The organism is Micromonospora sp. DT228 (assembly GCF_049841595.1).
Taxonomy (GTDB): Bacteria; Actinomycetota; Actinomycetes; order Mycobacteriales; family Micromonosporaceae; genus Micromonospora.
Genome location: NZ_JBNCKO010000001.1, coordinates 1 through 14,415, shown reverse-complemented (window position 1 = coordinate 14,415; position 14,415 = coordinate 1). Strand labels below are relative to the sequence as shown.

At 69.0% G+C, this 14,415-nt stretch carries 10 protein-coding genes and 1 pseudogene; 8 read left to right on the top strand and 3 right to left on the bottom strand.

Going from position 1 to position 14,415, the window contains the following annotated elements:
- Nucleotides 1–115: 115 nt before the first annotated feature.
- Nucleotides 116–1,864, bottom strand: a complete 1,749-nt coding sequence (locus tag ACLQ29_RS00055; RefSeq protein ID WP_425769609.1) for a LuxR C-terminal-related transcriptional regulator — start codon at nucleotides 1,862–1,864, stop codon at nucleotides 116–118.
- Nucleotides 1,865–2,187: 323 nt separating this feature from the next.
- On the opposite strand from ACLQ29_RS00055, the gene ACLQ29_RS00050 reads away from it, so the two are divergent.
- The 4 genes from ACLQ29_RS00050 (at nucleotide 2,188) to ACLQ29_RS00035 (ending at nucleotide 7,532) form a co-directional block, all read left to right on the top strand.
- The gene (locus ACLQ29_RS00050) at nucleotides 2,188–2,367 is read left to right on the top strand and encodes a hypothetical protein (RefSeq protein WP_425769608.1); all 180 of its coding nucleotides are present in this window, start codon (nucleotides 2,188–2,190) and stop codon (nucleotides 2,365–2,367) included.
- A 1-nt stretch (nucleotide 2,368) separates the two neighbouring features.
- Complete coding sequence (locus ACLQ29_RS00045) at nucleotides 2,369–4,639, top strand: TOMM precursor leader peptide-binding protein (RefSeq protein ID WP_425769607.1); 2,271 nt, start codon at nucleotides 2,369–2,371, stop codon at nucleotides 4,637–4,639.
- Nucleotides 4,640–4,649: 10 nt separating this feature from the next.
- The gene (locus ACLQ29_RS00040; RefSeq protein WP_425769606.1) at nucleotides 4,650–6,179 is read left to right on the top strand and encodes a SagB family peptide dehydrogenase; all 1,530 of its coding nucleotides are present in this window, start codon (nucleotides 4,650–4,652) and stop codon (nucleotides 6,177–6,179) included.
- Between the two features lie 204 nt (nucleotides 6,180–6,383).
- Nucleotides 6,384–7,532, top strand: coding sequence for a sensor histidine kinase (locus tag ACLQ29_RS00035; protein WP_425769605.1), 1,149 nt, complete (start codon nucleotides 6,384–6,386; stop codon nucleotides 7,530–7,532).
- Here the strand turns inward: ACLQ29_RS00035 and ACLQ29_RS00030 are convergent.
- Together ACLQ29_RS00030 and ACLQ29_RS00025 are read right to left on the bottom strand one after the other, a co-directional pair.
- Nucleotides 7,498–8,103, bottom strand: a complete 606-nt coding sequence (locus tag ACLQ29_RS00030) for a response regulator transcription factor (RefSeq protein ID WP_425769603.1) — start codon at nucleotides 8,101–8,103, stop codon at nucleotides 7,498–7,500. The genes ACLQ29_RS00035 and ACLQ29_RS00030 overlap by 35 nt on opposite strands.
- Before the next feature lie 308 nt (nucleotides 8,104–8,411).
- Nucleotides 8,412–9,035, bottom strand: coding sequence for a hypothetical protein (locus ACLQ29_RS00025; protein WP_425769602.1), 624 nt, complete (start codon nucleotides 9,033–9,035; stop codon nucleotides 8,412–8,414).
- A 387-nt stretch (nucleotides 9,036–9,422) separates the two neighbouring features.
- Here ACLQ29_RS00025 and ACLQ29_RS00020 point away from each other — a divergent pair.
- The 4 genes and pseudogenes from ACLQ29_RS00020 to ACLQ29_RS00005 form a co-directional block, all read left to right on the top strand.
- Nucleotides 9,423–9,557 (top strand): annotated as a pseudogene (locus ACLQ29_RS00020) (kinase); the annotation flags it as partial.
- Between the two features lie 144 nt (nucleotides 9,558–9,701).
- Nucleotides 9,702–10,853, top strand: coding sequence for a tyrosine-type recombinase/integrase (locus ACLQ29_RS00015; protein WP_425769601.1), 1,152 nt, complete (start codon nucleotides 9,702–9,704; stop codon nucleotides 10,851–10,853).
- Nucleotides 10,850–13,414, top strand: coding sequence for a tyrosine-type recombinase/integrase (locus ACLQ29_RS00010; protein WP_425769600.1), 2,565 nt, complete (start codon nucleotides 10,850–10,852; stop codon nucleotides 13,412–13,414). Before ACLQ29_RS00015 ends, ACLQ29_RS00010 begins: the two co-directional genes overlap by 4 nt.
- Entirely contained in the window at nucleotides 13,411–13,989 is a 579-nt protein-coding gene (locus ACLQ29_RS00005; protein WP_425769599.1) for a DUF6262 family protein, read from the top strand. Before ACLQ29_RS00010 ends, ACLQ29_RS00005 begins: the two co-directional genes overlap by 4 nt.
- Nucleotides 13,990–14,415: the final 426 nt, after the last annotated feature.

The window sequence follows — 14,415 nt, the reverse complement described above, 5'->3', positions numbered from 1 at the left end:
GGTCCAACCGGTGGGGGCCGGTGCCCTACACACCCCCCACCGGGTCCCCCCGGACCCCCGGCTGCGGGTGGGGCCCCCCCCCCGGGGGGCCCACCTCCGTCTTTTCCGCACGTGGTCAGATGCCGTGCTGGTGCACCCAGCGGGCCACCTGCACTCGGGACGAGCAGTCGAGTTTGCGCATGATCTCGCGCATATGGTTGACGACGGTCCACTCCGAGATGGTGAGCCGTCGGGCGGCCTGCTTGTTGGTCAGTCCCTCACCGATGCACCGGGCCACCTCCCACTGGCGACGCGTCAGCACGTCGCGATCGGACCCGGCCGAGTGCGGCGCCTGATCGCTGAAGCCCGATGCCGCCATCGCGGCGATCGTCGCGCTCAGCGGTACGGCGGTGCCCCGCAGTGCCTCCCGGATCGTGTTTTCGTCGATCTGCGCGAGCAGATCCTCCGGCCGCCTGAGCAGGTCGTCGGGCCACGGGGTCTCGGCATCGAGCCGCCAGTGTGCCCGGAAGGCGCCGAGCAACCGGGCCACGTTCGTCGTGCGGGTGACCACGTCCCGGATCAGGTAGCTGCCCACCAGGTCCAGAAGTTCGCCAACCAGGACGCTCGGGCCGAGCGGGCGCAACCGGCCCAGCGCCCGGTCCAGGTAGCCGACGGCGGCCGGCTCGCAGCCGGCAGCCGCCGCGATGGCACCCAGTCGCAGCAGTGCCGCCCCGGCGATCCGGTCACTCCCGTTGTAGGTCGCCCGGACCAGCATGTGCTCAGCGACCCGCCGGGCCTCGGTCAGCCGGCCCCGGCAGGCGTGCACGAGTGCGAGGTCGAGCCCCGCCCACGCGGTGATTCCGACGCCGTCGTCCGGACCGGCGGCGATCGCCTCCTCATAGCGCGCCGCCGCTTCGTCGTAGTCCTCCGCGGCCCGCACCGTGCCGTGCAGATAGGCGGCGGTGGCCTCGTCCAGCCCGTCGGTATCGGCGGCCGGGCCGACCGGGACCAGCGACCGGGCGGTCTCCGGTTCGCCGAGCTGGGCGAACACCGCGGCGGCGGCCAGCCGCAGACGGTTGACCAGTGCGGGATCGAGCCCGGCGGTGGCCCGCAGCAGGTCGATGTAACGGTCCCGGGCGATACCCAGCCCGCCGGTGTGCCGCCAGTACGGGGTCAGCGCCTCGACGGTCGACAGCGCCTCCGCTGCTCGGGCGGTGCCGCACAACCAGGTCAGTGCCGATTCGATGTTGTGCGCCTCCCGGCGCAGTGCGTCGTACCCGGCACGGCCGCCGTGCTCGCCGAGCCGGTTGGCGTGCCCACGGGCCTGCCGCAGGTAGAACTCGGCGTGGGCGGCGCGGATCGTGGGCTCGTCGGTGCTGAGCCGCCGGGCCGCCTGGCGAGCCGCGGGGAGACCGGTCAACGGCACCGCCCAGCGGCGGGTCCGGTGCCCGCTCAGCGTGCCCGTACCGGTGTCGGTCTCCACCAGACTGCCCTGCTCGACCAGGTCGCGCAGCTCCTCCTCGATCCCGGTGGTCCCACTGATCCAGTGGATCGCGTCGAGGCTGAACCCCCCGTGGCACACGAACGCGCAGGCCAGTATCCGCTCGGCCGTCGACCCCGCGAGGGGTGGGACGGGTGTGGCACAGAACGGTTCCACCAGGCGGGTCAGCGCATCCGGGTCACCGGCCACGAGTGCGCGGGCCAGTGTCTCGAGCCCGACCTCACGCGCTGTCCGCCCGGCGAGCGCCAGGTCCTGAGGAATCCCGTGCAGGGCGGCGCACACCTTCGCCACCGTCTGCTGCTCCTCTGCCGGACCGCCGAACACGGTCCGGAAGACACCGGTCGGTCTGGACGCCACGACCGGTGTGGCGGCGACGGCGGTCATCGCCGGCCCGCCCTCGCGGCGCCGGGCTGTGAATTGCTCTGATGAAACCACATATGCACCCCGTGAGTAAGTAGAGCGAATGCTGGTCCAATCTGTCGATCAGAATGGCGATTCCTCGCCGGTTCGCACAGTGCGCAGATCACCGATCCGGGAGTGAGAAAGCGACCGTGGGCGGGTGAGGAATTCACATCCGGACGATGTGTGATTCTCACATTGGCGGCGTGACTCTGCCACTGGCGACGTTACCGGGTGGGCGGAAAGATTCCTTCCGTCACCGGGCGGCCACTGACCGCCCATCGCATCAGCGGAACGGGGTAAACGTCATGGGCCAGCGGTCAACACTCGAGATCCTCACCACCGGTACCAACCTGGACCTGGAGCCGGCCGCCCCGGCCGGCGGTCTGCACATCAACCTGTTCGACCAGCCGGCGCTGCCGGAATCGGCCACCGCCGCCTTCACCTGGATCTGCCTGACCGACCCCCCGTTCGCGCGGAAGGCTTGAGATGACGGACACGGCCGCGGGCCCCCGGATCGGTTTTCGGCGGCATCTACGCCTGGAGATCGTCGCTCGCGAAGCCGCCTATCTCTTCTCCGAGCACGGTGTGACCGCGCTCCAGGGGGAGGAGATCGAGGTGCTGGCACCGTTGCTCGACGGCACCCGTGACGTGGCCGCGGTGCTGCGCGACACCGCGCCGGCGCTCGCCGGCGATCGGGTCGGCCCGCTGCTGCGGCAGCTGGCCGAGGCGGGCCTGCTGGTCGTGTCCGACCCGGTGGCTGGCGCGGTCGCCACGCCACCCGTCGCCTACTGGGAAGCAGCCGGGCTCGACGGGCACCGTGCGCACTCCGCCTGCGAGTCCGGCTCGGTCCGGTTGCTCACCGTCGGCGGGTTGGCCGACGGACACCTCCGGTCCGCGTTGGCCGCGGCCGGGCTGGCGAGCGGCACCGCGGCAGGTGCGGACCTCAGCGTGGTCGCCTGTGCCGACTACCTGGATCCCGCCCTGGCGGACATCGACGCCGAGCACCGGGCCGCCGGACGGCCCTGGCTGCTTGCCCGGCCTGTCGGCGCCCAGCTCTGGCTCGGTCCAATCTTCACCCCCGGCACCGGTTGCTGGCACTGCATGGCCCACCGGTTGTGGTTGCACCGTCCCGCCGAGGCCCATGTCCAGAAGATGCTCGGGCGGACCGGGCCGGTCGCCCGACCGGCCGCCACCATCCACTCGGTGAGCGCGACGGCCGGCGAGCTTGTCGCCATGGAGGCCGCGAAGTGGCTGGCCGGTTACCGATACGCCGGGCAGCGCGCCGTCTGGGTCCTGGACACCCTGACCATGCAGGGTCACCACCACCGCGCCCCCCACCGGCCCCAGTGTGCGGCCTGCGGTCGACCCGATCTCGTCCGGGAGCAGACGCGGCGCCCGGTGGTGCTGCGACAACGGACCAAGGTCAGCACCACCGGCGGCGGCCATCGGTCGATGACGCCGGAGGATGTCCAGGACACCTTCAGCCATCTGGTCAGCCCGGTCACCGGTATCGTGCGGGAGATCCGCCGCGACACCCGCGGGCCGACCTTCCTGAACGCCTTTCGCGCGGGTGCCAATCTCGCCACCCGTCCGAACGGCATCGAAGACCTGCGCAGCAGCCTGCGCAGCGAACACGGCGGCAAGGGTGTGACCACCGTTCAGGCCGAGGTCAGTGCCCTGTGCGAGGCGCTGGAACGGCACTCCGGCTCCTATCACGGCGACGAGCTGCGGGAGCGGGCCAGCCTGCGCGACCTCGGCTCGGCCGCAGTGCACCCCGACGCCGTACGACTCGTGCACGAGCGCCAGTACGCCGGCCGTCACCAATGGAACGAGCAGCACTCGGCGTTGCAGTGGATCGGTGATCCGTTCGACGAGAGCGCCGCCCTGGACTGGACTCCGGTCTGGTCGTTGACCGGCAATACCCGGCGGTATCTGCCCACCGCGATGCTCTACTACGGCACCCCGCCGGACCCGGGCTCGCGCGGCCTGTACGCCGACTCGAACGGCAACGCCGCCGGATGCAGCCTTGAGGACGCCGTCCTGCAGGGTTTCCTTGAACTCGTCGAACGCGACGCGGTCGCGCTGTGGTGGTACAACCGGACCCGGATGCCGGAGGTCGACCTGGGGGCCTTCGCCGACGAATGGCTTGACGAGCTGCGCCGGGTGCACCGCGACCTGGGCCGCGAGGTGTGGGTCCTGGATCTCACCACCGATCTCGGGGTGCCGGCGATGGTGGCGCTGTCCCGGCGCGTCGACAAGCCCGCCGAGGACATCGTGTTCGGCTTCGGCGCGCACTTCGACCCCGCTGTGGCGCTGCGACGTGCGTTGACCGAGCTGAACCAGTTGCTGCCCGCCGCCGTCGGCGCGGACGGCAGGGGACAGGGGTACGGCTGCGCGGACCCGGAAGCGCTGCGCTGGTGGCGGCACGCGACGGTGGCGGGGCATCCGTACCTGTCGCCGCAGCCGGACACCTCCGCCCTGGGCCCAGCCGACTACGGGTACGTACCCACAGTCGATCTTCAGGATGATGTCCGCCGATGCATGGACATTGTGACCGCCCGCGGACTCGAACTGATGGTGTTGGACCAGACGCGGCCCGACATCGGGCTGCCGGTCGCCAAGGTGATCGTGCCCGGCCTGCGGCACTTCTGGGCACGCTTCGCCCCGGGCCGGCTCTATGACGTACCCGTCCAGCTTGGGCGGCTGTCCAGCTCGACTGCTTTCGAGGACCTCAATCCCGTACCCCTGTTCGTCTGAGAGCGGAAGCGTGAACCACTTCGCCGCAGTGGCGGCCACGGAAACCCCATTGATCACCTTCTGGTCGCTGCGCGACGACGTCGCGCTCGAGACCGGCGCCGCGGACGGCAGTGTGCTGCTGCTGACCCGCTGGGGTGAGATTCCGCTCCACCTCCCCGAGCCGGTGGTCCTGGAGTTCCTGCACCGGATGAGCCTGGGCCCGGTGTCGCTGGACAACGTGGTCGGCGCCGAAGCGGACCGGCGGTTGTTGACCGACCTGCTCGACGCCCTGGCACCGGTGGTCATCCGGTCCGTCGGCCTGGCGGACGGCGGGGGCCCACTGCTGTCCGTGGTGCCCACGACCCAGCGGTCCACGTTCGACCCGCGTCCGGTGCCCACCGACGCGGTCGTGCGGTTCTCACGAATGACTCTGATGCGGGGCCTGGACGACGTCCTCGCGCTGGAGTCGCCACTCGCCACGCACCGGGTGTTGCTCCACCGGCCGAACGCCAGGGCGCTGGCCGCGACCCTGGCCGCGCCGTGCGGTCTGGGGGTGCTCGCCGAGGCCGCGAGCCTGCCCGTCGCCTGGATCGCGGAGCTGGTCGGATACCTGGTCGCAGCGGGGATGGTGGTGGTCGCGGGCGCGATGTCGCCGCCGCGCTTCGCCGAGGACGACGACCCGGTGCTACTGCTCTGGGCACCGCACGAGTTGCTCTTCCACGCCCGTGCCCGGCCTGGTCGCAGCGATCTCGCCTTTGGCGCGACCTTTCCCGGCGAGGGACGTGTGCCGCCGGAGCCCGTGCTCAAGACCCGACCTTCGGGCCCCCGATACCCGCTGTTCCGTCCGCGGCTCGCCGATCTGCTGGCTACCGATCCGCCCTTGACCGCGGCCGTGGAGGCGAGGCACGCGGACCGGCGGTTCGGGCCGGCGTCGGTGACCGCCGAGCAGGTCGGTGAGCTGCTCTACCGCACCGCGCGCGTGCGGGCGTTGCGGCCCGGACGAGGCGCTGCCCCGGACGCCAGTGACCGGCCGTACCCGAGCACCGGTGGGCTGCACGAGCTCGAGTTCTACGTCGTCGCCAGTGGGCCCGGCGGAGTGCCGTCGGGCATCCATCACTACGACCCGCGCGACCACATCCTGACCCTGGTCGGCGAGGATCCGCAAGACGTCTCGGGCCTGTTGGAGGGCACCCGGATAGCCGGTGGCCTGGCCCAGCAACCGACGTTGCTGCTGGAGATCACCGCTCGCTTCCGCCGGATTTCCGGGGTCTACCAGGGTGGTGCCTACGCGGCGACGCTGCGTCACGTCGGCGCGCTGTTGCAGTCGCTGTACCTGGTGACCACCGCCATGGGGTTGGCGGCCTGCGTCGTGCCGACCCGTGATGACGACGACCTCACCAGCGACGTCCTGGGGCTTGACTGGCGGGTCGAGGCCACCGTGGGCGGGTTTGTGCTCGGCTGTCCGGCCGGGACGGTGTCCGAGGATCATCCCGGGGAGGTGCCGGTGAACGACGCCGACTGGCGGCGCCTGTGTCAGGAGCAGCTCACCCGCCGCTACTGATCGTGTCACCCCACATTGCTGTCCGTCGAGGTACCCTCCCCGTGTGCGGCATCCTTGTCCGGGAGGTATCTCGTGTCTGTAAGGGGAGGCGGTGCATTCCGCACATCGCCCTCCGCAGCAGGTGACCAGGCGCGTCAGGAGCAGCAACAGCCCGTCGAGGCCGTTGACCAGCCGCGAGTCGGAGCGCGTCTGGCGCGGCTGGTGGTGACCACGGTCTTCAGTGGATTGTGCCTGGTCGCGTTGCTGCAACTCGTCGCCGCCGCGAAGTCTGTGCCGAAGGTGCTGCTCGCCATCGCGTTCATGGCCACCCTGCTGTTGATGCAGTTGTTCTTCCTCACCGAGCGCAGCCGCCGGCTTGGTCAACGCGGCCGGATCGGCTGCGTGGCCCTGCAAGCGGCGGTCGGCCTGCTACCGTTCCTCGTCTTCGGACAGGCCTGGGTTGGTATGCCCGGCTTTGTGGCCGGCGGCGCGCTGCTGATGCTGCCGGCACCGTACTCGGTTGTCACGTTCGCGGTCGTCGTCGGCGTGACCGGGGCTGTCCAGGCACTGCTCAATGCGACGGTGCTGCTGGTCGTCTACACCACGGTGTCGACGGTGCTCACCGGGCTGATCGTCTACGGCCTGTCCCGGATGTCAGTTCTGGTCGAGGAGCTGCACCGCACCCGGACCGAGATGGCCCGGCTGGCCGTTTTCCAGGAACGCCTGCGGTTCGCCCGCGACCTGCACGACCTGCTCGGCTACAGCCTCTCCGCGATCAGCCTCAAGAGCGAGCTGACGCGGCGGCTGGTCGGCAAGAACCCCGAGCGGTCGCTCGTCGAGCTTGAGGAGATCCGGGACATCGCGCGGCAGGCGCTCGCCGACGTCCGGGTCCTGGCCAGCGGATACCGGGACATGTCGCTGGAGGATGAGGTCCGTTCGGCCCGGTCGGTGCTGGCGGCGGCCGACATCAAGGTCGAATTGGACATGACTGAGCGGTCGATCGAGCAGCACGTCGGCACGGCCCTGGCGACCGTGCTCCGCGAGGGCGTCACCAACCTGCTTCAGCACAGCAAGGCCGAGCACTGCCGGATCACCGTCGCCTGCTGCGGCGACAGGGTGCACATGACGATCGGCAACGACGGCGCGATCATGCAACCGAGGTCGCCCGATCCGCACCGCGGCAGTGGGCTGCGCAACCTGTCGGCGCGCGTCGGTGCGCTCGGCGGCACGCTCTCCAGCGACCTCGGTGGCGACGGATGGTTCGAGCTGCACGCCGAGCTGCCGTCGACCGTGGCCGAGTCACCCGAGGGTGCCGACGTTATTCCCCTGCAACGCCCGGCTACAACCAACCTGCGTCACGCGCGATCCGGATAGCGTCGATCCGGTTGCGGGCGTTCAGCTTGGCGACCGTCATCGTGAGATAGTTGCGCACCGTCCCCAGGGACAGGAACAACTGGGCGGCGATCTCCGTCGGCTCGGCACCGTGTGCGGTCAGCCGCAGCACCTCCAGCTCCCGACTGGTCAACGGGTTCTCCCCGCTGTCCCAGGCCGTCAGCGCCAGCTGAGGGTCGATGACCCGATGTCCCGCGGCGACCCGGCGAATGGCGCCGGCCAGCTCGTCCGACGGCGCGTCCTTGAGGATGAACGCGGCGACGTGCGCCGCCATCGCCTGGCGCAGGTTGCCCGGCCGGCCCAGGCTGGTCAGCATCAGGCAGCGGCAGGTGGGTAGTTGTTCGCGCAGGAGGGCGGCGGCGGTCAGCCCGTTCATTCTCGGCATGTCGATGTCCAGCACCGCGACATCCGGTCGGTGCTCTAGGGCGAGGGGAATAATCTCGTCGCCGGTTGCGGTCTCGGCGACGACCTTTATGTCGGGCTCCAGATTCAGGAGTGCGACGAGGGCGCCGCGCACCATGTTCATATCTTCCGCCAGCAGCACCCGGATCATTCGCTCATCATCGCCTGACGTGCTGTCCGGTAATGTCCCGTGGCATCGACGCCGACCAGCAGGTATTAGGAACCGGCCGACCGGTCGAAAAGGATTGGAGGATTGTCGCCGGGGCGAAGCTCACTGGATGTTGTCGATCGGTTAACGCCAGTGAGATAGAGGCGCCTCGCGGGCCGGATGCCCTGAACTGGTCGAAGCCACCTATGTCGGAAATGGGCGCCGCTTGATGGGGGCGGTGATGCGCTGCCGGTGGTGCCGGCAATCGCCATGCGTCGATAGTTGCCGCCATTGCTAGATCATGGCCGTGGTCACCGCGGCCGGATCGTCGAAGCGCTTCGACGATTCGTCGTGCAGGCGGTCGCGCGCGTGGCGACGCCATTCTTCTGCGCCACCGACCGGATTGTCATCGCGACGTCATAGATCGCGACCCACTGCCGCGCGGCATGCTGATCGGTCAAGTCGCTCACCGACCACGGGACGAAACCGTGCCGGTCGACCTCCGCGATCAGGGCGCGGAACTGGCGGACGTCCTCGGCGAGGTTCTTTCCGCCTGCCTGTTCGAGGACGTCGCACACGGCGACCCAATCGGTCAGGGCGACCACCTGACCGGACCGGGTGTCGGCGAACCGCCACCGACCAGCGACGGGGCGCGGGTCGGCCTCCGACGTGTGGCAGACCTCGCGCCACAGCGACTCCACGCGTCGCTGCGGGTACACCCACACCAGAACACCCCGGCACGGGTTGCCGGTGCCACTGCCCCTGTGCTTGTCCAGCAGGCGCTGAAGGTATCGGTCGTTCGCCTGCGCATCGGTCAGCCCGGCCCAGAATTTGCCCTCGATGTGGACGACTTCGCGATACCCGTCCCGCCCGACGACATCCGGCCGACTGTCGCCGTCCGCCGCCTGGGTGAGGTAGCGCAGCGGCCGGGGCAACTCGGCGACACCCGACCCGATCGCCGCCGTGAGGGCAGCCGCCGCATTCGGGTCCGACAGCAGGTGCCCAAGAGCATCCGTCGCCACCGTCTCACGCAGCGCTCCGAGCTGACCTGCGAGTCGGGCAAGCAACGCCATCGAGAACCTCCATGTCACGCAGCCGCTACGTCTCCGGCGACTCTATGGGGTCGTATGAATCGGCCTCGGAGTGGCGGAGACATGTCGATCCGGATGGCCGTTGCCGGCCAGGGGCGTAGCTGTCGGCGGCGGCGAGGTCGGCGACCTGTCCGGCGTTACCCTCGCGGAGGGTCAGGTGCCTGACCTCATCGAGTTGGCCTCTCGGTCTTGGCCCCGAGCGCGCGCGCCGACTGTCTGCGAGGGAGCACCGTGGTCGCTGACGCCGTCCCGACCGGCAGCCCGGAGACGATCCTCGTCTGCGTCCGGGGCAACTCCGGCTCGGGTAAGAGCAGCATCGTTCGTGAGCTACGGCGTCGGCACGGCCGGGGCTGCGCGCTTGTCGAGCTTTCCGACCGGTCCATGGTGTGTACGTGACGTTCGCCGTTCTTTTGATCGGCGAGTTGATCTCTGTAACCTATCGCGGGTTTGACGTGCGCGATGTGGGGACGGGGTTGCATGGGGCGTCAGCGGGTTATGGGGACGCTACGGGTGCAGGAGGTCCGGCGTGGTGATGGCCGGCGGTCGTGCACGATCGTGTGGCCGGAGGGCGCGGTCCATGACGAGGCTGATCGGTATCTGCGGCGCTACGACGGTGAGCCTGGTACGCAGCGGACGTACGCATTCCTGCTGGTGGATCACCTGCGATGGCTGCAGCGGGAGGAGCTCGCTTTCGAGGCGGTAACTCTGCGCGATCTTGAACGTTACATGGGGATCGTCGGCGCCGTGGTTTTGATGCCGTTGGGCGAGCCGTGGCGGTTGGGCAAGCGGCCCTACGGCAGGAATACGTTGTCGACGGCGGCGTCGTGCCTGAAAGCCTTCTACGTTGGCTTGGCCGCGGATGGCCGGAACGTCGAGCTGGGCCGGCAACTTGATGCGACGCGGCTGCCGTCAAAGGCGGACCGCAATCGGGCGCTGCTCGGTCATGTGAAGACGGCGATGCCGGCGAACCCGCTGGCGCCGAGGCGTAACAGTCGGCGGCATCCAAAGATGCTGCCCGACGGCGCTCGCGACCGGCTGCTGGAGGTGGTCACCACGGCCCGTGATCGGATGGTGGTGACGTGGCTCTACGACGGCGGCTTTCGGATCGGGGAGCTCTGCGGGCTGCACGTGGCGGATCTGCACCTGCGGGAGCGGGCGGAGTGCGCCGAGGCGCGATCGGCGCACGTGCACATCTGTCACCGCGACGGCAACCCCAACAGTGCAAGGGTGAAGTCGAAGTACCCGTGGGAATTGGTTGACGGGATCGTGCGCGGCGGCCTGATCCGGCGGGCCAGTCCCGCGATGATCCACACCTATTTCGAGTACGTGACGAACGAGTACCCGCCTGCTGCGGGCGGCCACGGGATGTTGCTGGTCCAGTTGGCGGGGGAAGGCCACGGGCAGCCGTGGTCGCCCGATGGTGCTCGGGCGATGTTTCGCCGCGCTGGCGTCCGCGCTGAGCTGGGCCGAGTGAAGCCGCACCAGATGCGCCACAACTTCGCTTCCGCCGTCCTGGACGCCTCCGGCGGCAACGTCATGATCGCCCGCGATGCAGGCGGATGGTCGTCGGCGGCGACCGTCGACGAGATCTACGGCCACGCCGATATCCACGACCCGCAGTTCGACGCCGCCCTGCGCAAGGTCTGGGCTGCCGAGTCGTGACAGCTCCTGCCCTGTCCCTCGTCTCCACAGGCCGACGCGGCAGAGACCGGCTGGAACTGCTGACGGCCCTGATCGCCGGTCCCGCCTTCGACCCGCAGCTACGCGACGACGTGATCGAATTCCCCCGCGACCATCCGGTGTTCCGCTGGCACTGTCTGGTACCAGCCTGCGAGGGGCACCTGCACGTCACCAGCGAGTGGTGTCGACGCCACGCTGCCCAGTGGCGGGAGTCGCAGGCTGCGGGCATCGGCCTTGCCGACTTCCTGCGCACCGCCGCACCCCTGAAAACGAACACCTGGCATAAGCGGGCCACGCTCTGCCGCGTCCCTGGCGGCGTTAGGCCTGCCCAGCGGGGCGCGTCGTCGGGCCTGTGCGGTTTCCATCTGCGCCGTTGGGCCTACTTGCGCGGCTCAACGAAGGTCAACGACCCTCAGCTGCTCGACGACTGGTTGAACAGTGAACAGCCTTGCCAGTCCTACGGCCAGTGCCTGGCGGACTGCTGCGGGGAGCTGGCGCGTTCACCGCTGGGGCTCTGCGAAGGACACGACGCCCAGTACGCCAGCGATGGACGACCCGGGGCGGCCAGGCTGCCGGCGAATTGGCAGCGATACCGGGAGGCCAAGGGCCTGCCGGTCCCGGTCGCCTACGGCGACGAGACGGCCTTCCGCCGCTGGTGCGTCGCAGTGATGCCGCGTCCGGCCCCCGGACAGCTCAACCTCCTCGCCCTGCATCCGCTGGTGCGGGCAGAGCTGCGCTGGGGGCTGTTCTGCTACACCCAACGCCGCAACCGCACCCGGTGGTGGCTGCCGTGGATCCAGGCGGTCCTACGCTCCTGCCGCGGGCTGCGCTCGTTGGACGAATTCGACGACCAATCGGCGCGGCCCTACGAGCGGATGATCGTCTCCGAGATTCGCCGTGACCTGCAGGTCGTCTACATGACGCCGGCGGACACCCGCGACGCCGGATACCTCGACCTGGCCCACTTCGGGCGCCAGGTCCCCTACCTGAGCGACAAGTTCGACCTCACTCGTATACCGCAGCAGTGGCTACGCCAGCTGTGGTGGGACTATCTCGCCGCTCAGCTTCGCTCGGTGAACTGCCCCCGCGGGCGGGGCTATTACTACGCCGTGCGGGTAGCTGGCCACGAGCTCGGCGCTTTTCTGCTGGATGCCGCGCCCAGCGACGGTCAGGACCCACGCAGGCTCACCGCTGAGCACGTGGACGCCTTCGTCGCGGACCATCGCCACCGAGCAGGTGGCCGGCTGCCGTCGCTGCGTGGCAGCGACGACGGTAAGCCGGTGGTCGTCACCGAGGTCACCTGCAAGAGCACGTTCGACATTCTGCGCAGGATCTTTCGGTGGGCGCTGGAGACCGGCGAAGCCGACCGTGTCGGCCTGGCCCGCGCGATCGTGCTGGCGTTTCCCGAAGGTGGCCGGCCCCCATACCGACCGCGCAGTCCATTCACCGACCACACTGCCCGCATGCTGGCCGACGAGACCAACCTCGCCGCATTACACGGTCTGGATACCACTGACCGAGGCCTACGCGACATCTGGGAGACGATCATCGTGACCGGGCGGCGCGCCGGGGAGGTGCTCGGACTGCGGGTGGACTGCGTGAGCATGCACAACGGCGTCCCGCTGCTCTGGCACGACCAGACCAAGGTCGGCAACCTCAACGAGGCCATCCGCATACCCGAATACACCCAGCAACGCCTGCAAGCGCGGCAACTCAAAACCCTCACCCAGTTCGAGCACCGGCACGGCCGCGCACCCACCGACGCCGAACGCACGCGAATGGCGCTGTTCCCAGCACGGCAGAAGAACCCGCACGGGGACCGCACGGTGTCCTACGCCTGGTTCCACTCCCGCTTCCGCCCCTGGGTCGCCAGTCTCGACCTCGGTGGGGCTGTGCCGCATCAAGCCCGACACACTCTCGCCACGAGGCTGCTCGCTGCAGGAGCCAGCCTGCATCACATCAAGCGCTACCTCGGCCACGTCTCCGAACGCATGACCGAGCACTATGCCAAGGTCGCTCTTTCCGAGATCGACGACATCCTTCACCACGTCTGGGTATCGGGCCCGGGCTCACCAAGCCCGGGCGAGTTGCGCGCCCACAGGGTGACACCACTGGCACCCGAAGCGGCTCAGGCTCTTGTCCTAGACCTCAACCGGCGCAGCACCCCCACCGAGGGCGGCATCTGCACATTCCAAGTCGTCGTCGACGGCGGCGCCTGCCCCTGGAAGCTGGACTGCCACAACTGCGACAAGTTCGTCATGACCGGCGCGGACCTGCTCTACTGGCGCCGCAAACGCGACCAGTGGCGCTCCATTGCCGAACGCGCACCCACAGACGAGATGTCCGACTACCTCCATGCCGTGTTCGAACCCACCGCCCGTGCCATCGACGGCCTCGAACGGGCATTAGGCGGACTCGGGCTCCTCGAAGACGCCCTGGCCATGGACATGCGCCGTCCACAGGACTACTTCCACCGTCTATGGAGCGTCGGCTTCCGAACCTCAGACCTGGCAGCCATTGGCAACGACGAGGACCAAGTATGACCCCCACGCCCCGCACGGCCGCAGCGAACCATGCCCGTCAGGCCAGCACGCGAGACAAACTCCGCCGCGTCGAGCAGGCACTTAAGGTGATACGCCGTGAGCGCTCGGCGGTCACCTACCCCGCCGTCGCACGACGCGCCGAGGTGTCCCGCACATTCCTCTACCAGAACCCGCAGGCCCATGCTCTCGTCACCGCGGCGGTCGCCGACTCCGGCGACGATCGACGCAGCCGGCGCGCCGAACACGACGCACACCTGGAAGCGTCCTGGTGCCAGCGCGCCCTCAACGCCGAGGAAGCCCTCAAGGCCAGCTACGCGGAGATCGGCACCCAGCGGGAGCGCATCGCCGTCCTCCTCGGCCACATCCGCGACCTGCAGGTGGAGTACACCCATGACACCAGCCTTCGCGTCGCCGAGGAGAACAGCACGCTGAAACAGCAGGTGCGGCAGCTTGCCGACGCCACCCGCGGCCTGGAAGAGAAGCTACGGACTGCGCGCTCGAACAACCGCTTCCTCGACAAACGCATCGCCGACCTCGAAGCTGAACTCGTCGCGGCGTTCGCCAATTCCGTCTGATCGCGCCATCCGAATCTCCGCCCACGCAGCCACAACGCCTTCCGTGAAACTCGGTGCGTCGCCGGCACATCTGGCTCTGCAATCTTGGAGCAGTTGGGTTCGAAGCGTCGGTGCCGGTGGCCAGGTGAACCGTGGTCCTGCACGGTGCACCGCTGCACCCAGGACTGCGCGATTAGACTTGAGTCGATCAATAAGCTAGACGGTGCGAAGATCCTCCGGGAGCTCCAGTGTGATCTTCGACGAGGACAAGCGATTCGCTACGATCAATAGGTTGGCGAGGCGACACCTTGCTTTCGGTGACCGGAATGTGGCAATCTATCAATTCGTTTGGGTGCAGCGGGGTTTGCTGCAGAGGTTGAAAGGCTGACGTCCGTCGGCGTGTCTGCGTGATCCGGGTCGATGGGTTCGGTATGCCGGAGGTATGAG